The organism is Streptosporangium sp. NPDC049078 (assembly GCF_040648855.1).
Lineage (GTDB): Bacteria > Actinomycetota > Actinomycetes > Streptosporangiales > Streptosporangiaceae > Streptosporangium.
In genome coordinates, this window is record NZ_JBEZEL010000001.1 from 182381 (window position 1) to 202414 (window position 20034).

14 protein-coding genes are annotated in these 20034 nt (G+C 72.2%); 3 read left to right on the forward strand and 11 right to left on the reverse strand.

All coding sequences use genetic code 11. The features are described from left to right. Positions 1-29: 29 nt before the first annotated feature. Positions 30-398, reverse strand: a complete 369-nt coding sequence (locus AB0B90_RS00745; protein WP_350946476.1) for a DUF3499 domain-containing protein — start codon at positions 396-398, stop codon at positions 30-32. A gap of 407 nt (positions 399-805) precedes the next feature. Here AB0B90_RS00745 and AB0B90_RS00750 point away from each other — a divergent pair, with 407 nt between their 5' ends. Further along, positions 806-1261 carry a metallopeptidase family protein gene (locus tag AB0B90_RS00750; protein WP_350946475.1) on the forward strand — a complete coding sequence of 152 codons (456 nt, stop codon included), beginning with the start codon at positions 806-808 and terminating at the stop codon, positions 1259-1261. Positions 1262-1402: 141 nt separating this feature from the next. On the opposite strand, the gene AB0B90_RS00755 is transcribed toward AB0B90_RS00750, so the two are convergent. From AB0B90_RS00755 to AB0B90_RS00770, 4 genes are all read right to left on the reverse strand, one after another. After that, positions 1403-2818, reverse strand: a complete 1416-nt coding sequence (locus AB0B90_RS00755; RefSeq protein ID WP_350946474.1) for a DUF5719 family protein — start codon at positions 2816-2818, stop codon at positions 1403-1405. Beyond that, positions 2815-5697 carry a glycosyltransferase family 2 protein gene (locus AB0B90_RS00760; RefSeq protein ID WP_350946473.1) on the reverse strand — a complete coding sequence of 961 codons (2883 nt, stop codon included), beginning with the start codon at positions 5695-5697 and terminating at the stop codon, positions 2815-2817. Before AB0B90_RS00760 ends, AB0B90_RS00755 begins: the two co-directional genes overlap by 4 nt. A 338-nt stretch (positions 5698-6035) precedes the next feature. Continuing rightward, complete coding sequence (locus tag AB0B90_RS00765; protein WP_037969494.1) at positions 6036-6296, reverse strand: WhiB family transcriptional regulator; 261 nt, start codon at positions 6294-6296, stop codon at positions 6036-6038. 228 nt (positions 6297-6524) lie between these two features. After that, entirely contained in the window at positions 6525-8966 is a 2442-nt protein-coding gene (locus AB0B90_RS00770) for a hypothetical protein (protein ID WP_362920089.1), read from the reverse strand. A gap of 251 nt (positions 8967-9217) precedes the next feature. Between AB0B90_RS00770 and cofD the strand changes: the two genes are divergently transcribed. Then, positions 9218-10240, forward strand: a complete 1023-nt coding sequence (gene cofD, locus AB0B90_RS00775) for a 2-phospho-L-lactate transferase (RefSeq protein ID WP_350946471.1) — start codon at positions 9218-9220, stop codon at positions 10238-10240. Beyond that, positions 10240-11559 (forward strand): coenzyme F420-0:L-glutamate ligase, encoded by a 1320-nt coding sequence (locus AB0B90_RS00780; protein ID WP_362920091.1) that lies wholly within the window; start codon positions 10240-10242, stop codon positions 11557-11559. Before cofD ends, AB0B90_RS00780 begins: the two co-directional genes overlap by 1 nt. Before the next feature lie 216 nt (positions 11560-11775). Here the strand turns inward: AB0B90_RS00780 and AB0B90_RS00785 are convergent, their stop codons facing one another. The 6 genes from AB0B90_RS00785 to AB0B90_RS00810 all read right to left on the reverse strand — a co-directional run bounded on the left by AB0B90_RS00785 (position 11776) and on the right by AB0B90_RS00810 (position 20002). Then, positions 11776-14385: a bifunctional FO biosynthesis protein CofGH gene (locus AB0B90_RS00785; RefSeq protein ID WP_362920093.1), complete on the reverse strand. Its 2610-nt coding sequence runs from the start codon at positions 14383-14385 to the stop codon at positions 11776-11778. A gap of 504 nt (positions 14386-14889) precedes the next feature. Further along, positions 14890-15786 (reverse strand): DNA-3-methyladenine glycosylase 2 family protein, encoded by an 897-nt coding sequence (locus tag AB0B90_RS00790; protein ID WP_350946468.1) that lies wholly within the window; start codon positions 15784-15786, stop codon positions 14890-14892. Positions 15787-15809: 23 nt separating this feature from the next. Continuing rightward, positions 15810-16904, reverse strand: coding sequence for an NDP-sugar synthase (locus tag AB0B90_RS00795; RefSeq protein ID WP_350946467.1), 1095 nt, complete (start codon positions 16902-16904; stop codon positions 15810-15812). Between the two features lie 17 nt (positions 16905-16921). After that, on the reverse strand, positions 16922-18043 hold the full coding sequence (locus AB0B90_RS00800) for a glycosyltransferase family 1 protein (protein ID WP_362896386.1): 1122 nt from the start codon (positions 18041-18043) through the stop codon (positions 16922-16924). Positions 18044-18135: 92 nt separating this feature from the next. After that, the gene (locus tag AB0B90_RS00805) at positions 18136-19053 is read right to left on the reverse strand and encodes a lysylphosphatidylglycerol synthase transmembrane domain-containing protein (RefSeq protein ID WP_350946466.1); all 918 of its coding nucleotides are present in this window, start codon (positions 19051-19053) and stop codon (positions 18136-18138) included. A gap of 109 nt (positions 19054-19162) precedes the next feature. After that, the gene (locus AB0B90_RS00810; RefSeq protein WP_362896384.1) at positions 19163-20002 is read right to left on the reverse strand and encodes a class I SAM-dependent methyltransferase; all 840 of its coding nucleotides are present in this window, start codon (positions 20000-20002) and stop codon (positions 19163-19165) included. Positions 20003-20034: the final 32 nt, after the last annotated feature.

Sequence of the window (20034 nt, forward strand, 5' to 3'; positions counted from 1 at the left end):
TCGTGTCTCGTGCTCCCAGCCTAGTAGGGTCAGCGGTCGCGCTGGGGCTGTGCGGAGCGAAGCACTCGCAGGTGACCTCGGCGGCCGACCTCGACCCCCTGGCCGACCGGCTCGGTGCCGCCGCTCGGCGTGGGCCTGGCCGCCTCGCGGACCGCGTTCGCGAGGGCCTCCAGGTCGTCCGTGCTCGGCGGCGCGCCATCGGTCGGCAGGCGCACCACCTCCCAGCCTCGGGGGGCGGTGAGCCGCTCGGCGTGCTCGGCACACAGGTCGTAACAGTGCGGCTCGGCGTACGTCGCCAAGGGTCCGAGAACAGCGGTCGAATCGGCGTAGACGTACGTGAGCGTGAAAACGGCAGGCTGACTGCACGCGGTGCGGGAACAGCGGCGGACGGGGCTCACGGTGGGACCGTATCCGGTAAGCGTCCGAGGCGCCACTATCTGAGCGCTCTTAACGAGCGTGTCGCCACAATTCGGACACGTGTCCCGGGTTCCACCTGCCTGTACGGCTTACAACCGTTCGCCGATTCCCGGTGTTTCTCCGGGAGGAGAAACGAGCCGCCGCGGGCGGCGTTCCCCGACGGGGTTCTCGTCCCACCGCTGTGCGCCTGACGCGAACGACAGGATCTCCCGCACGCCCCCTCCCTCCCGCGCCCCTCCCCTGCCGCTCCGCCACATCACTCCTGTCGTCCGCGCGCCTCTCCTCGGCATCCCCCGTCACCCGCGCCCCCGCCGTCACCCCTTCCGTCCGCCCGCACTCCGGTCACGGCACCTCCCGCCCTGGTCCGGGTCACGTCTAAGCTGGGGCCGTGAGCCCGGCACCCGGCAGACCCCGCCCTCCCCGCAGGCGCGACAGGCATGGTCGCGGCCTGCGCGGCCCGCTGGCGCCCTCGCACGTGCCGATCGCCAAGGCCCGCAGCGAGCGGTTCGACGATCTCGTCCTGGACGCCGTCGACCGGCTCAAGCCCCGGTGGGCCAAGCAGTTGTCCGCCGTGGAGTTCGCGGTCGAGGAGGTCCCGCCGATCAGCGAGCTGGGCGACGGTCCCGGACTGCTGAACGGCGACCCCATCCCCTTCGGACGCTCGGAGCCCGCCGCGGGGAGCCGCCCGGCCGTTGTGATCATCTACCGTCGCCCGCTGGAGAGCAGGGCGCGCGACCGCGACCACCTGGGCGCGATGGTGCACGAGACGGTGGTCGAGCAGGTCGCGGGCCTGTTCGGGCTCTCCCCGGAGTCGGTCGATCCCGGCTTCGACGATCACGACTGACCCGCCGCGCCGGAGAGGGCCGTCCCCGCCGTGTCCCGAGGCGGCCACGACCGACCCGGCACGACATGGGAGACCACGACGCTCCCGTGGCCTTCCGGCGCAGGACCCCGTTCAGGACAGGACGGTTCAGGGCAGAACGGTTCAGGGCAGGACGGTCGCGGCGGACTCGGCGATCGGCGGGACCAGCGCCCACAGGCGGGCGGGGGCGAGCGGCTGCACGGTCAGCGCGGGCCCACCCTTGAGCCGTTCCTCCAGGACGCGCCCCCCGTAGACCGGTCCCGACCCGGGCAGCGGTTGCACGACCACCGCGAAGGGCCCTTTCACCTTGGTGAGCGCGACCTGTTTGGTCCGCTCGGCGGGGATCTCCACCTGGAACGGCTCGCCCGGCTCGCCCTCGCGCGGGACCACCTGCACGCTCACCAGGCCGGCCGTGTCCGGCGCGGTCAGCAGCAGCCGGGAGCTCACCTTGCCGCCCGTACGGTTGTCGGCGACGACGCTGCCCAGGTCGATGGGGGCCGCCCCCGCCGTGAAGGCCACATCGGTCTTCGAACCGGTGCCGGTGGCGACGAGCCCGGCGACGATCGGGGTGTCCGAGGTGAGCACCAGCGCGGACGGCTGGCCGCCGATCCCGCCGGACAGGTCGAGGCTCGTCACGGAACCCGCGGGCACCTCGACGAGTTCGCGGCCCTGGAGCGCGTACGTCCCTTCGGGGGTGAGTGCCTTGACCTCCACCAGGGTGTCGAACTCCTCTGCGGAGGCGACGATCAGCTCGCGTTTTCCGCCGCCGCCGGGAATGCCCGGCACGACGACGCGGGTGGCGGGGGGCGCGGAGGCGGGCAGCCAGTCCACGCCCCGCCCGTCGTTCATGATCGCCCGTGCCGCGGCGGTGACCCGCCCCGCGCTGGTACGGACCTGGATCGCCACGACGAGCGCCGAGGGGGCGATGTCCACGACCTTGATCGAGCGGCTCTGGCCCGGCTTGAGGGTGAACACGCCGCCCGAGTCGTCGAACACCGGCCCCTCGCCCGTGTAGACCATGATCTCCGCGATGGCCGGGGCGAGATCGGCGTTGGTCAGGTACAGCGTGACGTCCGCCGCGGCCGGCCCCGGCCCGACCAGCCAGGTGCTCGCCGTCGGCTCCGTGCAGCGTGTCCCCGCCAGTCCTCGCTGCTCGCCCGACTTCTCCCTGCGGGTCTGCGAGATCTCCAGACCGGCGGCCATGCTCCCGGTGGCCGCGACGACGAGGGGCGGCGACGAGGCCGGCACCTCGTCGTGCCAGAGACGTCCGGGGACGTCGACGGTGGCGAGGCTCTTGTCGCCCGTGACGAGCGTCGCGGAGCCCGGCTCCCGGCTGCCCGGCGGGACGACCACCCCGACGGAGGTGTCTCCGGGCGCCGGGCAGACGGCCGTCACCGAGGCGACGGGCACCTTCTCGAACCCCGGGGCGGTGACGACGACGGCCTGCGGCTGGGTGGCGTAGGCCACCCCGTACAGGGCGAGGAGGGCCACCAGGACCAGCACCAGCAGGCTGAACCGGTTCTCGATCAGGGATTTCACCGGGCGGCCAGCTCTCTGCGAGGTTCGGGCAGGTTCTGGGGGAGCGCGGGCTCGTCGGACTCGGTACGCGCCCCGGGTGCGGCCAGGACCAGGACGACCAGCACCAGCGCGGCCTGGGCCCAGAGCCAGCGGCCGTGCCAGGGGTCTCCCGGCGGGGGCACCGGAAGGGCGATCGGCTGGGTGAGCCGCCACACGCCGACCGAGCGGGACAGGCTCATCCTCGCCAGCGAGGGCTGCGAGTCGAGCGCGTGGCTGATCTCCGGATCGACGGGCGCGGTCACCACGACGAACCGCACGCCGTGGGCCGCGAGGACCCGGGCGTCGTCACCGCCCCTGCCGGACACCAGCCCCGCCGCGGCGAGCCGGACCAGCTCCCTGGGCCCTTCGGGGACGGGGATGTCGGCCTCGCCGACCACCGGGGTGCGCCCGCGCAGCACGGTGAAGAGCAGACCGCCCGTCGAGGAGCGCAGCAGCAGGGTCCGCTCGCCGCCCGAGGAGTTGTTCGCGGCGAGGGCCGGCATGACGTCGCGTACGGTCCCTCGGAGCGGGCCGTCCACGCCCTTCACGATCCACATGCCCGCCGCGAGCAGCGGCGTGGAGAACGCGACCAGCACGACACCGAGCGCGGCGAGCCTGCGCACTCCCCCCGCGGCCCGGAACTCCACGATCCTGTCGGCGGTGAGCGCGGCCACCACGAGCATGCCGGTGGCGGCGAAGGCGAGCGGCACCCCCGGCCACGCGGGGGCCTCGACGTCGCCGTTGATCGAGGTGACGGTGGTCCTGCTGACCAGGATCGCCACCAGCACCCCGAAGAGCGCGACGCCCCAGCCGACCGCGATCACCATCCGGTTGCGGCGCATCAGCAGCGCGAGCAGGCAGGCGGCGAGGAGACCACCGGTCACCCAGAGCGGCGGCATGCCGGGACCGCCGGGGCTGAGCAACAGCAGCGACCCGGCGGGCAGCGCGGGGTCGACCAGCTCCGGCTGGTGCAGCCCGGCCTCCAGCAGCAGCTGCCCGGGGGCGGCGACCACCTGGAGGAGCCAGGGGAACAGCAGGGCCACGGGGACGGCGAACGCCACGAGCATCGAGACCGCGACGCCCCTGCGCGGGAAGGCGAGCGCCGCCAGCGCGCCGAGGATCGCGGTCAGCGGGTAGACCAGCGGGGCGAAGGCCGTGCCGACGGCGAGGAGAAGTCCCAGGCCCCAGGCGGCGCGGCGGGCGCGACGGCGCTCCGCGGTGAGGACGGCGGTGGCGAGCGCCGCGTAGACGGGCAGCAGCACGAAGACCACCGCGGTGCCGAGCCGTCCCGCGGCGACCGCGCCGGTGGCGACAGGCAGGAGGGCGTACGAGGAGGCGAGCCAGACCCTGGTCCAGCGGCCGGGGATCATCGACCGGGTGGCCGCGTACGCGGAGATCCCCGCCAGCGGCACGCAGCCGAGCAGCAGCAGCGACACCGCGAGCCACGTCTTGCCGAACATCAGCGTGGAGAGCACGGCCAGCACCGCCACGTACGGCGGGGCCCACGCGTCGGTGCCCAGTCCCACCTGGTGGTAGCTCGCGCGGTAGAGGTCCCACAGGTCGGAGGCCCCGCCGATCACCGGGACGAGCGCGCCGCCGCCCAGCCTGGCCCCGCCGGTCACCGCGCGCTCGGCGACCAGCGTCACCAGGACGAGCGCCAGGAAGAGCAGGACGCCGGGGTTTCCGAAGACGCGCTGCATCACCCCGGCGTCGGTGAGCAGTTCCTCGCCGTCCTCCTGCGCGTGCGGCGAGGCCGCCATGGCGTGGTGGCGTCCCGCGGACTCCACGAACCCGCCCCCGGCCAGGTAGCTCCGTGCCCTGTCGGCGAGCCGGCGGTAACCGGCGCCCGGCTGGGTGAGGAGCCGGCTCACCGCCGCGTACCCCTGCCTGCGGCCCTTCGCCCGCACCCGCCTTGCCTTGATCATCCGGATGGGGTGACCGAACACCGAGCCGAACGCGAGAAACTCGTCCAGCGCGTTGGCGGGCTGCTTGGCCACCAGGAACAGCACCGTACGGAAGATCGACCCGAAGGCGTTGCGCACCAGTGCCCACAGCAGCGGGCGCAGGGGCAGGTTCGCCATGACGACGAAGAGCGCGTTGCGGCGGTCCAGGCGGCGGGGGTGGTCCCCGCTCGCGGTGATGCGGCGCCGCCGCCGGGTGGCCGCCTCCGCGTGCCAGGCGACCGCCCCCGTGACGTTCCGCACGCGGTGTCCGGCGTTCCTGACGCGCCAGCACAGGTCGAGGTCGTCGCGGAACAGCGGCAGGGCGGGATCGAGCCCGCCGACCTCCTCCCAGACGTCCCTGCGGACCAGCATGCCCGCGGTGGAGACCGAGAGCACGTCCCTGGTCCCGTCGTACTGCCCCTGGTCGAACTCGCGGGGCTCCAGCCCGGTGTCCCTGCGGCCGGTACGGTCGACGGTGACGCCGACCTCCAGCAGGAGCCGCCGGTCGAGCCAGTCGCGGAGCTTGGGCCCGAGCACCGCCGCCTTGGGGTCCTCGTCCGCGGCCTCCAGCAGGAGCCGCAGGGCGTGGACGTCCGGGGCGCAGTCGTCGTGCAGCAGCCAGATCCACTCCTGTCCGCCACCGGGGCCGAGCCGGTCGAGGACCTCGGCGACGGCCTCGCCGAAACCGGTCGAGCGCGGCAGGGTGAGCACCGCCCTGGAGCCGAGGGCCGCGGTGAGCAGCGCGGCGCTGCCGTCCCTGCTGCCGTTGTCGACCCCGACGACCCGGTCCACCGGGCGGGTCTGTTTGAGCAGGGCTTCCAGGGTCTCCCCCAGCCAGCGGGAACCGTCGTGGGAGACGACGATCGCGGTGACGGTGTGCTGGGGGCGCTGGGGGTGCGGGGGGTCGGTGATGGACATATGTCCCGTGTTCAGGAGTGGCGGGAATCGGCGCGCTAACGATACGGCACCCTCTGTCGGACTATGTCTTACACCTGGTCGCGGGCATGAAAAAAGGGTCACGTGACCGACGGTCACGTGACCCCGTGGACATATTCGTCAAACGCCTCCTAGAGGCGTCATGCACTTCTGCCAGACCGATCAAGCCTCTTCGCCACCGCTTCGGCGCCTCGGTCTCGATCGGTTTTCATGGTGTTCATGGTGTTTGTCGTGTTCATAGTGTTCGCCGGTGCCCGGACGTCCAGAGCGTCCGGACGCCAGAGCGCTCAAGCCTTCCGGCCACCCGGTCTCCGGACGGCTCAGACCGCCTCACGCTTGATGCGGCGGCGCTCACGCTCCGACAACCCACCCCAGATTCCAAACCGCTCGTCGTGTTCGAGTGCGTACTCAAGACACTCGGCACGCACCTCGCAGGAGCGGCAAACCTTCTTGGCCTCGCGGGTGGACCCTCCCTTCTCCGGGAAGAACGCCTCCGGGTCGGTCTGCGCGCACAAGGCGCGCTCCTGCCAGCCAAGCTGCTCTTCAGCGATGCTCTCCTGTGCGATGACCAGGTCGGCCACTGCACACCTCCCTGCCGCAAGCCCGCAAAATTGGAGCCCCCCTATGAACGCCTCCCCCTTACCCACCCAGAGGAAGGCGTAACAACACGTGTGTAATTACACGCGTGTGCTCGGTGTGGCGTCAAGCGGCATGCTGGTATCCGGGGAAAGACCTGCTCTCCCCGGTTGTGGGTCGTGTGCCTGCCACGACGGCAATTGCACCAGGTGATCGCTTCGACCGCCAGGGGCTCAGTGCTCTCGGCGGTCGGAACCGTACCAGGACATGTTCTGATCCTGACCGGGGCCCACCCTCTCTCTATCCGTGGTTTCCTCATCCGTGACCTGACCTGGGCGTTGTTCGGGCTTGTAGATCGCCGTGGGGTCTATCGGCTGCGAGTCCCACGTCCTGGCCGCGGGCGAGGGACCGCTCAGCGGGTCTCCCTGGTAGGCGCTCGGGTCGAACCGGACCGTCGTCTCCGACTGGGGGTCCCACTGGTGGGACCCGTACGGCGCCTGGGAGTCCTGCGGAGCCTGAGGGGTCTGTGAGGGCTGGGGACTCTGCGGGGGGCGCGGGGCCTCAGGGGTCTGCGGGTGCCCGAACGGGCCCTCGTACCCCGGGGAACCGTACTCGGGAACGCGCAGCTGCGGCTCGGTGCCGCCCTGCTGGGCCTGCTGCTGGTAGCTCTCCGCCTGCTGGTACGCCTGGGCCATCTGCTGGGACCTGAGGTCCACCGGGTCGGGCGCCGGGTATGCCGGGCTCTGCTCGCCCTGACGGCCGAACTCGGCGCCGGAGTAACCGGTGAACGGCTGGCCGTAGTTCTCCGGCGGCTGCGGGAAGGACTGCGGCGGGCCGTCGAACGGCGGGTGCTGCCGGCTGTCCGCCGTCCGGCCCTGGTGCCCCTCGGCCTGCTGCTCGGGCTGGTGCCCGTAGCCGGGCGACTGCGGCTCCGGCTGCGGGTAGGACTGCGACTCCCGGTGCCCGCCGAAGCCCGGGACCTCGGACCGCTGGTAGCCCTGCGAGTCGGCGGGCGGGTATCCCTGCGGATCGGGCTGCGAGTAGCTCGGCTGCTCGGGCTGCGGGTAGCCCGGCTGCCGCGGTTCCTGATCGTACGCGGGAGAAACCGGCGAGACCGGGGACGTCGGAGGCTCGTCCTGGCGTCCGAAGAGCGGGTCGGACTGTCCGGAAGGAGCGGTCTGCCCATAGTCGGACCGCAGCGGGTCCGACTGATGACCGTACGCGGACGAGTCGGCCTGCCTGCCGAAGTCCTGCGTCCCCTGACCGTACGACGAGGACGACGAGGGCTCGGCGTACTGGGAGGGCTCTGAGTACTGGGAGTAGCTCGGCAGCCGAGGGCTGGAGTGCCGCCCGGATCCCGACGGCTGCGCCTCCTGGCCGTACGCGGGGGGAACCGGCGAGGCCGGGGACTCCGGGAACGCCGGGGACGCCGGAGATTCAGCCTGCCTGCCGAAGTCCTGCGACTCCTGACCGTACGACGAGGAGTCGGGGAACTGCGGGTAGCTCGGCAGACGGGGTTCCGTCTGGGCGTGCGGCTCCACCGGGGCGGCGTAGATCGGCGGGTCGTAGGCCGCGGCCGGGGGATCGTACGGCTTGGCAGGGGCCGAGGGCTGGACGTCCGCCGCGACGTACGGGTTCGGGGTGTAGCTCTCCACAGGCGAGGCGGGCTGCGGGTGGTTCTGCTCCTGCTGCGCGTACCCCTGCGGCTCCTGCTGCTGGGACGGCTGAGCGTAGGGGCCGGGCTGGGCGGCGTAGGACTGGTTCTCGGCGGGCGGCGGGTAGGGGGCCTGTGAGTATCCCTCACCGGCCTGCGGCGCGGGGGACGCCTCCGGCCGGCCGTATCCCTCCTGGGCTCCGGTGGAACTGTGCGCGGGCGCCGGCGGGAGCGCGGGGCGCTCGTACGGGGGCTGCGGAGCCGGGACGGGCGGGGCCTCCTGCGGGTGTCCCTGGCCGCCCTGCGGCTCCTGGGCCTGCGGATACCCCTGGCCGCCCTGCGGCCCCTGGCCCTGCGGATACCCCTGGCCGCCCTGCGGGGGCATCTGCCCCTGGGGGCCGTGGGGAGGGGGGCCGCCCTGGGCCTGGGGGTACGCGCCCTGCGGAACGCCCTGTCCCGGAACGCCCTGGGGGCCCTGGGAGGGAGCCTGCTGCCCGGGGACGGGCGGCCGGCTGTAGGCGTACCGCTGCTCCTGCGGGTCCGGGGAGTGGCCGAAGCCGCCACCGGCGCGGAAGGGGTCCTCGCGCGGGCCCGGCGGGATCGCCTTCGGCAGCACGTACAGCAGCGCGACCACGGTCAACGCGAGGGCGGGCAGGTTGACGAGGAAGAACTCGACCTTCCCCAGGAAGCCCTCCGCGCCCCCGAACAGCCCGCCGAACAGGCCGATCAGGCCGAACAGCGCGGAGAGGCCGAGCGTGCCGGCCACGACGAGGGCCATCACCTTCAGCCGCTCGATCACCGGGCCGAAGTTGGTCGCCAGCAGCACGGCGCCCACGAGCAACGCGGACGCGACCGGCGAGGTGAACTGCCCCGTGAAGTCCGACGAGCGCTCGGCGAAGGAGGACGACGGCCCACCCCCGAAAAGCAGGCGTTCGATGCCGACGAGAACGCTCGCGGACCCGAAGGCGACCATGAGCCACGCGGCCGGTTCCCGGAGCCGGCCCGCCTCGACATTGATCACAACTACCCCCAGAGGGTCTTTAGGTAAACCCGGGTCAGTTTTGCACATGGCTGACTTTGCTGCCGGTGGTCCCGGGAAGCCCACCAACCCCACAAATACTTTTTTGACACCCTATAAGCCCACATTTCGGGCGTCCTACCAGGCGATCCGGCAGGGCGGGCGCCCCGCATAACGATCATGAAAAGAGTAGTGTGAATCGCCCGCCGGTACCCCGACAACGGGTCAGGTGACCTAGTGGAACACTGGACGGCATGCGCATCGTCTCCCTCGCCGGCGGAATCGGCGGCGCCCGTTTCCTGCGCGGCCTGCTCACCGCGGCCCCCGATTCCGAGATCACCGTCATCGGCAACACCGGTGACGACATCAGCCTCTACGGCCTGCGGGTCTGCCCCGACCTCGACACCGTGATGTACACACTGGGCGGCGGCATCGACGAGGAGCAGGGGTGGGGACGGCGGTCCGAGTCGCACGTCGTCAAGGAGGAACTCGCCGCCTACGGCGTCGAGCCGCAGTGGTTCGGCCTCGGCGACCGTGACTTCGCCACCCACATCGTGCGCACCCAGATGCTCGACGCCGGATACCCCCTGTCCGCGGTCACCGAGGCGCTGTGCGCGCGCTGGCAGCCGGGCGTACGCCTGATCCCGATGAGCGACGACAGGACCGAGACCCACGTCGTCGTCTCCGACGAGCGGGGCCGTCGCGCCATCCACTTCCAGGAGTGGTGGGTGCGGCTGCGCGCCTCGGTCCCCGCCGAGCAGATCATCCTGGTCGGCGCGGACGACGCCTCCCCCGCCCCCGGAGTGCTGGAGTCCATCGCCGCCGCGGACGCGGTCATCCTCCCGCCGTCCAACCCGGTCGTCAGCATCGGCACGATCCTGCAGATCAAGGGCGTCCGCGAGGCCCTTGAGGGCAAGACCGTCGTCGGCGTCTCGCCCATCGTCGGCGGCGCCCCCGTCCGGGGCATGGCCGACGCCTGCCTGACCGCGATCGGCGTGGAGACCACCGCGCAGGCCGTCCTCGAACTGTACGGATCACCGCTGGTGGACGGCTGGCTGGTCGCGGAGGAGGACGCCGGGGTCGCCCTCGACGGCGTCGACGTCGAGGCCCGCCCGCTGATCATGCACGACGTCGAGTCCGCCGCGGCCATCGCCCGTGCCGCCCTGGACATGGCCGTACGGCTCGCGGGCCGGCGCGCCGCCCCTCCGGCGCCGTACGAGGGTTCTCCCGCCGCGAACGGATCCGGCGCGTCCGCGACCCCCGAGGAAGGTGTGTGATGAGCCGGTTCAGGCGCGGACAGGAGGAGTCCTCGGACGTCAAGGTGGAGGTCTTCGCGGTTCCCGGCATGCCCGAGGTGCGCGAGGGCGACGACGTCGGCGAGCTGATCGCCACGGCCCTGCCCGACCTGCGCGACGGCGACATCCTCGTGGTCACCTCGAAGATCTCCAGCAAGGCCGAGGGCCGGGTGCTGCACGACGCGACCCGCGCCGAGGCCGTCGAGGCGGAGACGCGGCGGGTGGTCGCCCGCAGGGGTGAGACCGTGATCGCCGAGACGGCGCACGGGTTCGTGATGGCCGCCGCCGGGGTCGACGCCTCCAACACCCGTCCCGGCACGGTCGTCCTGCTGCCCACCGACCCGGACGCCTCCGCCTCGGCCGTCAGGGCGCGCGTCAGGGAGCTGCTCGGTGTGTCGGTCGGCGTGGTCATCTCCGACACCTTCGGCCGCCCGTGGCGCAACGGCCAGACCGACCTCGCCGTCGGCCTCGCGGGGGTGACGCCCGCGCTCGACTACCGGGGCATGTCCGACGACCACGGCAACCCGCTCGAGGTCACCCTGACCGCCGTCGCCGACGAGTTCGCGGCGGCCGGGGACCTGGTCAAGGGGAAGGTCTCGCAGACCCCGGTGGCGGTGATCAGAGGTCTGGCGGAGTACACCACGGAGGAGGACGGTCCGGGAGTCGGCGAGCTGCTCCGCCCGTCCGCCGAGGACATGTTCCGGTACGGTTCGCGCGACGTGGTCTTCGCCCGCAGGACCGTCCGCGAGTTCTCCGCCGACCCCGTGGACGGCGCCAAGGTCCGCAGGGCGGTCGAGGCCGCGATCGCCGCACCCGCCCCGCACCACACGACCCCGTGGCGGTTCGTCCTGCTGGAGTCGGCGGAGACCCGCGAGAAGCTGCTCGACGCGATGCGGGAGGCCTGGATCACCGACCTGCGCGGTGACGGATTCTCCGAGGAGTCGATCGCCAAGCGGGTGAGGCGGGGCGACGTGTTGCGCGCGGCCCCCTGTCTGGCGGTGCCCTGCCTGGTGATGGACGGCTCGCACACCTACGGCGACGCCCGGCGCGATGCGGCCGAGCGGGAGATGTTCGTGGTCGCGACCGGCGCGGGGGTGCAGAACTTCCTGGTCCAGCTCGCGGTGGAGGGCCTGGGATCCGCCTGGGTGTCGTCCACCATGTTCTGCCGCGACGTGGTCAGGCAGGTCCTCGACCTGCCCCTGGACTGGGACCCGATGGGCGCCGTCGCCATCGGCCACCCCGCCGCCCCGCCGAGGGACCGCGCCCCCAGGCTCGCGTCCGACTTCGTCGTCGTCCGCTGACGGGAGCACCGGGTCGGCCGTTCGGGCGGACCCGGCGACCGCGACCGCCGCCGGCGACAGACGCACGCCGGCGGCACGCCGGCGGCGCTCGACGTCGGCTGCCGCGCGGTGTCCGCCGGATGACGACAAACCGGGACCTCTCCCTACATATGGCTACAGAGGGAGTGCCGATTGCGCCGACGAACCTTCCGCGAAGACGGCCAGACGTAGAACTTGTTATGACTTCGCCGAGGGCTCCAGGGAGAGCAGCGGAAGCGCGTTGGGGCGGACGCTGCGGCAGACGCCGTCACTCGCCCTCGCCGCAGCCACCCGCTCGGCGTCCGGCACGCCGTAGGAGGTGGTCCGCTGCCGGAGCGGCCTCCCGGTCGGGGCGACCATCGCCTCGATCTCACCGATGGTCTTGAAGGAGCCGTTCTCCGACCCGGCCATCCTGCTGATCGTCTCCTCCATCAGCGTGCCGCCGAGATCGTTGACCCCGCCGAGCAGCACCTCGCGGCAGAGCTCGTCCTGGAGCTTCACCCACGAGCACTGGACATTGGCGATCGCGCCGTGCAGCAGGACGCGCGCCAGCGCGTGCACGGCCCGGTTCTCCCGCGCCGTCGGCCCCGGACGGGCGATCCCCGCCAGGTAGATGGGCGCGCTGTGGTGGACGAACGGCAACGGCACGAACTCGGTGAACCCGCCGGTCTCCTCCTGGATACGGCGGATCAGCCGGATGTGCCGCACCCAGTGCCCGTGGTTGTCGACGTGGCCGTACATCATCGTGGAGGTCGTCGGGATGCCGACCCGGTGCGCGGTGGAGATGACCTCGACCCACTCCCTGGTGGGAAGCTTGCCCTTGGTCAGCACCCAGCGGACGTCGTCGTCGAGGATCTCCGCCGCGGTGCCCGGGAGCGAGTCGACGCCCGCCTCCTTCGCGGCGACCAGCCAGTCCTCGACGGACAGGTTGGTACGGCTGGCACCGTTGATCACCTCCATCGGCGAGAACGCGTGGACGTGCATCTCCGGCACCCTGGCCTTGACCGCCCTCGCGATGTCGAAGTACGCGGTGCCGGGCATGTCGGGGTGGATGCCGCCCTGCATGCACACCTCGGTCGCCCCGGCCTGCCAGCCCTCCCAGGCGCGGTCGGCGACCTGCTCCAGGGAGAGGGTGTAGGCGTCGGCGTCGGTACGGCGCTGCGCGAAGGCGCAGAAGCGGCAGCCGGTGTAGCAGACGTTGGTGAAGTTGATGTTCCGGTTCACCACGTAGGTGACCTCGTCGCCGACGGCCTCCCTGCGCAGACCGTCGGCGATCCGGCAGAGCTCGTCCAGCGCGGCGTCGTCGGCGCCCACCCCGTTCTGGTCTCCCGCGAGGTCCAGCAGGACGAGCGCCTGGGCGTCGCTCAGGCCCGCCGGGTCGCTCTCGGCCCGGTTCAGGGCCTCCCGCACGTCGCCCCGCACGGCCGAGGTGGCCGCGGGCAGACGCTCCCTGAGCGCCTCCCAGTCGCCGTACACGCTGTCGAAGTCGTCGCGGCGGTCGGCGCCGCGCCCCTCGGTGTCGACCGCCGTGTGCAGGTCGACGCGGCCCAGGGAGACGAAACCGCCGTCGGGCTCCTGCCAGGGGCGGCCGGTCAGGACCGCGTCCTCGCAGGCGAGCCCGGTCTCGGGGTCCGCCAGGGCTGCGACGTGCGCGTTGAGCCTCGGGTCGAGCCAGGGCTCCCCGGCCAGCACGAACTCGGGGTAGATGGTGAGCCGCTCGCGCAGCGCGAACCCGGCCGCGGCCGTACGGGCGGCGAGGTCGTCGATCTGCGGCCAGGGCCGCTCGGGGTTGACGTGGTCGGGCGTGAGCGGCGAGACGCCGCCCCAGTCGTCGATGCCCGCCCTGATCATCAGCTCGTACTCGGAGTCGACGAGGTTCGGCGGGGCCTGCACCCTCATCTTCGGTCCGAGCACGAGCCGGGTCACCGCGATCGTCGCGGCCAGCTCCTGCAGGTCGGCGTCCGGCATGCCGCGCATCGCGGTGTCCGGCTTGGCGCGGAAGTTCTGGACGATGATCTCCTGGATGCCGCCGTACTCACGCGCCACCCTGCGCAGCGCGAACAGCGACTCGGCGCGGTCGGCGACCGTCTCCCCGATGCCGATGAGGATGCCGCTGGTGAACGGCACGTTCGTCCGCCCGGCGTCCTCCAGCACGCGCAGCCGCACGGCGGGATCCTTGTCGGGCGAGCCGTGGTGCGCCTGCCCCTTCTCCTCGAAGAGCCGCCGTGAGGTCGTCTCCAGCATCATGCCCATGGAGGGCGCGACCGGCTTGAGCCGCTGCAGGTCCCGCCAGGTCATGACGCCCGGGTTCAGGTGCGGCAGCAGCCCGGTCTCCTCGAGCACCCGCACGGCCATCGCGCGGACGTAGGACAGCGTGTCGTCGTAGCCGTGCGCGTCCAGCCACTCACGGGCCTGGTGCCAGCGGTCCTCCGGCCGGTCGCCCAGGGTGAACAGCGCCTCCTTGCACCCCATCGCCGCGCCCTGCCTCGCGATCTCCAGCACCTCGTCGGGGCTCAGGAACATGCTTTCCAGCTTGTGCGGGGCGGTGGCGAACGTGCAGTAACCGCAGCGGTCGCGGCACAGGCGTGTCAGGGGGATGAAGACCTTGCGGCTGTAGGTGATGATCCCTTGCCGGCCGACCGCCTCAAGGCCGGCGTCCCGCACCCTCCCCGCGTGGTCGAGGAGGGTCTCCAGATGTTCGTCCCGCGCGTGCAGCAGGACGGTGGCTTCGGTGACGTCGAGAGCTTTGCCGTCGCGGGCCCTGGCCAGAGCCCGGCGCATCGCGTTGTCGGTGGGGTGAGCGCTCATGACGGCACAGTACGGCGCGAGACGAGAACGCGGGGCGGCGGGTACCCGCTCACGGCCCACGGACTCCCGGCACAGGCCCCGGGCCCGATGCCCGCCCCACCCGAATGCCCGGACGCCGGACCTCGGCGAAGGCCCTGTCCGGGCGCAGGAACACCACCCGCACCGGACGACGGCGAAGGCCGGACACTTCAGTGTTTCTAAAGCATGTCGTCAAGCAAGTCTCGATAGACGTAAATACTTGCAGATGCATAAATTAGAGGCATCAACCGGAACCCCGCCCCTGCGGGAAACCCGCCCCGATCCTCCGTGGGACCCCCTCGGACCTCACCCGACAGGAGCCGACAATGCTCTGGTTTCTCCTCGCCCTCGCCGCCGTCGCCGTCCTCGCCCCGCTGATCGGAGCCGACACGCGCGACAGCCTCGACTGGCAACGCGGCGAACCCTTCCCCGACGAGGGAACCCGCAGAACGACCGGTGATCGCGCACCGGCATCCGAGGGAGCGCTCAGAACGACCGGTAGTCGCGCACGGGCATCCTCGGCCCGCGAGCGGGTGGCCGCACACCGCCCAACCCCAGCAGCCGGCTGACCCGGTGCCGGTGCCCCCGGTAGGGAGCGAGCAGCCGCAACATCCGCGCGTCGTCCACCCGCTCACCGCTGAGCGACCAGCCGACCAGCGCGGGCAGGTGGAAGTCGCCCACCGAGATCGCGTCCGCGTCACCGTGCGAGCGCTGGCGCACCTCGGCGGACGTCCACACCCCGATCCCGGGCAGCGCCCTCAGCAGCCGATCCGCGTCGGCGCTGCCCCCGACCGCCTCCAGCCGCCCCGCGTACCGGGCGGCGTTCGCGATCGTCCGGGCCCGCACCGCCTCCGCCCCCGCGCGGTGCCAGTCCCACGAAGGAATCGACCACCACACCTCGGGTGGCGGGAAGACCCTCATCCCCTCGGGCGCGGGACCCGGCGCGGGCTCGCCATAGCGGCCCAGCAGCCACCGCCACGCCCGCCGCGCCTCGGTGGACACCACCTTCTGCTCCAGCACGGCCGGGACCAGCGCCTCAAGCACCCGTGAGGTCCTGCCGATCCTCAGCCCCGGATGGCGTCTCGCCGCGTCACGCAGCACCTCGTGCCCGGGAACGAACCCCGAGACGTCGTCACCGTCGCCCAGCAGCGCGGGGAGCGTCTCCAGCATCCACTCCGCCCCGGGCCCCCACGCCGAGGCCGCCACCCGGCCGCCCGTGAGGGCCACCCGTAGCGTCCCCGGCCCGTCGGGCGTGCGCGAGGTCCGCCAGAAGGCCCCACCGGGCACCGACCTCAGGGTGGGGTCGCCGCTCCCGCGCCGGTGCGGGTCGAGTGAGAGCGCCAGGTCGACCGGCCAGGGCGGGCACCACTCGCGTTCCCTCACGAAGGTCCACGCGCCCCGGACGCTCAGATGTCGCTGGAGAAGCGGATCGCGAACTCGGGAAGCACGACGCCGGGCCAGACCCGGCTGCCCGCGAGCAGTTCGTTCCCCGAGCCGACCACGGCGCCGTCGCCGAGGACGACGTCCCTCAGGACCGCTCCAGAGTTGACGCGCGCGCCGATGCCGACCACCGAGTCGACCACGACCGCGCCCGAGTGAACGACGCAGTCGTCCCCGAGCACACTGCCGCCGATCTGCGCTCCCGACTCCACGATCGCGCGGGCGCCGATCACGGAGCCGCCGGAGACCTTCGCCTCCGGCGAGATCATGGCGCCGGGCAGGGCGAGGAAGTCACCGGTGGGTCCCGGCAGGGCGGGCGAGGCGAGACGGCCGAGCACCAGGTCGCGGGAGCCCTTCACGAAGGCCGCGGGCGTGCCCACGTCGAGCCAGTAGGAGGCGTCGGCGTAGCCGAGCACCAGGGCGCCGTCCTCGATCAGGCCGGGGAAGGTCTCACGCTCGACCGAGACGACCTCGCCCTCGGGGATCGTGTCGATCACCGAGCGGGTGAAGACGTAACATCCGGCGTTGATCCGGTTCGTCACCGGGTTGGGGGTCTTCTCCAGGAAGGCGGTCACCCGCCCTTCCTCGTCGGTGGGCACGCACCCGAAGCGTGAGGGATCCTCCACCTCGGTCAGGTGCAGGGTGACGGCGGCCCTCCTCGCCACGTGCGTCGCGATCTGGTCGCCGATGTCGTGACCGGACAGGATGTCACCGTTGAGCACGAGCACCGGGTCGTCGGGACCGCAGGTGAGCGCCTCCGCGGCGTTGCGGATGGCTCCGCCGGTGCCGAGCGGGACCTCCTCCGTCATGTATTCGAGCGCGAGGCCGAACGCCTCGCCGTCTCCGAACGCCTCGGAGAACATCTCCGCCCGGTAGGAGGTCGCGAACACGATGCGCCGCACCCCGAAAGCCCTCGCCCTGGCGAGCTGGTGGGCGAGGAAGGGCACCCCTGCCGTGGGCAACAGGGGTTTCGGTGTGCCGAGCGTCATCGGACGCAGGCGTGTCCCTCGTCCACCGACAAGGAGAATCGCCTCTAGATCGGGCAAGGGGGTCTCCATCATGCCGAGAGGTTAACCCACTACTCGATCGCGCGCTGATAGGAGAGCAGGTGCGCCTCCGCCGAGGCCTCCCAGGTGAACTCCTTGGCGCGGGCGATCCCGGCGACGGACAGCGCCTCCCTGCGCTCGGGCGAGGAGAGCAGCGTGCGCAGCGCCTCGGCGATGCTCTCGGCGTCCGGCTCGGTGTAGGCGACCGCGTCGCCCCCCACCTCGGGCAACGAGGTGCGGTGGGTGGTGAGCACCGGCGCGCCGCAGGCCATCGCCTCGAGCACCGGCAGCCCGAAACCCTCGCCCCGCGAGGGGAAGGCCGCGACCACCGCGCCGCCGAGAAAGCCGCACAGGTCGGAGAACGACAGGAAGCCCGGACGCAGCACCCGCACGGTCGAGGGGACCTTCTCCACCGCGGCGTCCACCTCGGCGTCGCGGATGCCCCCCGCGAGCACCAGGGCGGGCGGGTCGGGGATGTTCTCGACGGCCCGCACGAAGCCGCGGATCAGGTTCGGCACGTTCTTGCGCGGCTCCAGCGGGCCGAGGAAGGCGACGTACGGGGTGCCGTGCAGGCCGAGCCGGTCGGAGGCGTGGGTGATCTCCCGCTCGGACGGCGGGTGGAACAGCGCGGGATCGACGCCGTGGTAGGCGACGTCGATGCGGGTCGGGTCGGCGGAGAGGATCCTGATCAGCTCGTCCCTGGTCGCCTTGGAGGGCACGATCACCCGGGCGGCGTGCCGGACCGCCGTGCGGGTCGCGGCCCGGAAGAACGCCGCCTTGACCGCGTCGTGCTGCAGGGGCTCGGTGAAGCAGGTGAGGTCGTGCACGGTCGCCACGGTGGGCAGGCCGGGACTCAGCGGGATCGAGTAGTAAGGGGCGTGGATGACCTGGGCGCCGACCTGCCGGGCCAGAAACGGCAGACCCGTCTGCTCCCATGTCAGGCGGGCGGCCCGGTTGGTGATCCCGTGAGGCCCGGGCACAATCCGCGCGGAGGGTGCCAACCCGGCGTATCGGGCGGCGTCGGCGCGCTGGCAGACGACCGCGAGATCAGCGCCCGCTCTGTCCAGTGCGGCGACGAGCCCATCGACATACCTGATCAGCGCACCGCGATCGGCCGGAACCGCGGCCGCGTCGACGAGCACTCTCGGCGTCAAGAAGGATCGCCCCCCTCATGATCCACAGCGGGACGACCGTCCCCTTCCTCTTGTTTACTCTATTGCCAGAGTCGCTGAAACCGTGGGGGAAATCACACTGCTTTTCCCGAAGCGCGGTCCTTTCGGGATCCCTCGGCGCGGCGCGCGGTCAGGCCGGCGAGACCCGCGCAGAGAAGGTCTCCGAGGATGATCACGATCCGGGAGCAGAGCGCCACCGTGATCGCCGATCCCCGGTCCAGGACCGGCGCCAGCACGGCCACCATAGCCACCTCGCGCACCCCCGCCCCCGCCGGGACGACGAACGTCATGATCCCCAGACACCACGAGAGCGCGAACGCGCCGATCGAGAACAGGACCGCGGAAAGGCCGGAGGACCCGAGGTCGTGGACGATCGCCGCCAGGTGCAGCCCGTACGCGATCCAGCCGAGCAGCGCCCAGCCCAGCGCGGTGAGCATGCCCCCGCGGGTGAGCGGGCGCTCCAGCGGCTCGCGCCCCAGCTTCCGCAACCCGAACCCGAGGACCGCGTTCACCACCCTCGGCTCGAAGGCCACCGCGAGCACCGGGATGAGCAGGAACGCCCACGCGTACGGCGCCGCGGCCCCCGGCATCGCCGCCAGCAGGGTCACCCCCGAGACCACGAGCCCGCTGCCGAGCTGCACCGGCAGCGTCAGGAAGAATGCCGCCGCGCTCCGCGACCTGGGCACTCCCAGCTCCTTGCCCATCTCCATCTGGGCGATCACCGGCCACAGCGATCCGGGAATGTACTTGCCCAGCTGGCCCACGAAGAAGACCTTCGCCCCCGCGCGCAGCGGCAGCGGCGAGCCCAGGTCGGCCAGCAGCGCCCGCCACGTCATCATCCCGCCGCACAGCGCGGCGAGCACCGCGACGAGCGACAGCGCGAGGGACGTCCACGACAGCCGGGCGAACCCCGCGCGGATCTCCTCCCACTGGTCCACCACCACCCACGCGCCGAACCCGAGCGCGACGAGCAGGAACGCGACGCGGGCCACCCGCCTCAGGGTGGACCTGCCGGATCCGGCACCCGCGGTCACCAGAGCCCCGCCGAGGTCACCGCGGCGGCACGCCCCGGGAAGGAGATGTGGCGGGCCCGCGAGGAGCTCACAGGGGGCGTACCGGCTCGGGCGGCCGGCGCAGGGAGGCCCCGGCCGGGCGGCGGTCGCCCCTGGTCGCCACCCACAGGTAGGTGGGCACCACCGGCAGCAGCGCCCGCAGCACCGGGCGGGGCAGCCGCGACAGCACCCCGCCCGCGACCCGTCCCACCACGCCGGGGAAGAGCTCGTTCCCGGCGAACGCGGCCGGGGTGACGAGCACGGGGAAGGTGTAGTCCCACACCCGCAGGCCGCGCACCATCTTCCGCAGGCCCCTTCTGGTGCGGTAGCGCTCGTAGTAGCTGTCGGCCCGGCCGAAGAGCCGCACGTAGCGGTCGGCGAGCGCGGGCGGCAGATAGGACAGGAACGGCAGCTTGTAGTGCGGCTCCATCACCCCGAGCCGGTTGCCCAGCCCCAGGTAGAGGACGCCGTCCTCGGAGAGCACCCGGCGCATCTCGGCCATGATCGCGTCAGGGTCGACCACGTGCTCGTAGATGTGGTTGAAGACCAGCACGTCGATCGAGCCGTCGGGGAAGGGCAGCGCGGTGCCGTCCGCGCACACGAACTCGACCCGCTCGCCGAACCTCTGGGACGCCCTGCGCAGGCCCGGCACGTCGATGTCGACGCCGAACGTGTGGCTCGCGCCCGCCGAGGCCAGCTCGTCGGCGATGAAGCCCGCCGAACAGCCGATGTCGGCGACCGTCAGACCGGCGAGGACGTCGGTGTCCCTGCCGAGGAAGTGCCCGAGCACAGCGACGATCTTCGCGGCCTTCCTGCGGCGCTTCTCCTCGTCCAGCATCGCCGCCTGGAACTCGGAGTACTCAAGCTGGGCGACCCGCTCGGCGCTCATCACTCGCTCACCGCTCCTCTTCTTCCCCTCCA

What these genes read in the sequence shown, in the direction of transcription:
- AB0B90_RS00760 (WP_350946473.1), bottom strand. Translation starts at nt 5,697, where the DNA reads ATGTCCATCACCGACCCCCCGCACCCCCAGCGCCCCCAGCACACCGTC.
- cofD (WP_350946471.1), top strand. Translation starts at nt 9,218, where the DNA reads ATGCGCATCGTCTCCCTCGCCGGCGGAATCGGCGGCGCCCGTTTCCTG.
- AB0B90_RS00780 (WP_362920091.1), top strand. Translation starts at nt 10,240, where the DNA reads ATGAGCCGGTTCAGGCGCGGACAGGAGGAGTCCTCGGACGTCAAGGTG.
- AB0B90_RS00785 (WP_362920093.1), bottom strand. Translation starts at nt 14,385, where the DNA reads ATGAGCGCTCACCCCACCGACAACGCGATGCGCCGGGCTCTGGCCAGG.
- AB0B90_RS00795 (WP_350946467.1), bottom strand. Translation starts at nt 16,904, where the DNA reads ATGATGGAGACCCCCTTGCCCGATCTAGAGGCGATTCTCCTTGTCGGT.
- AB0B90_RS00810 (WP_362896384.1), bottom strand. Translation starts at nt 20,002, where the DNA reads ATGAGCGCCGAGCGGGTCGCCCAGCTTGAGTACTCCGAGTTCCAGGCG.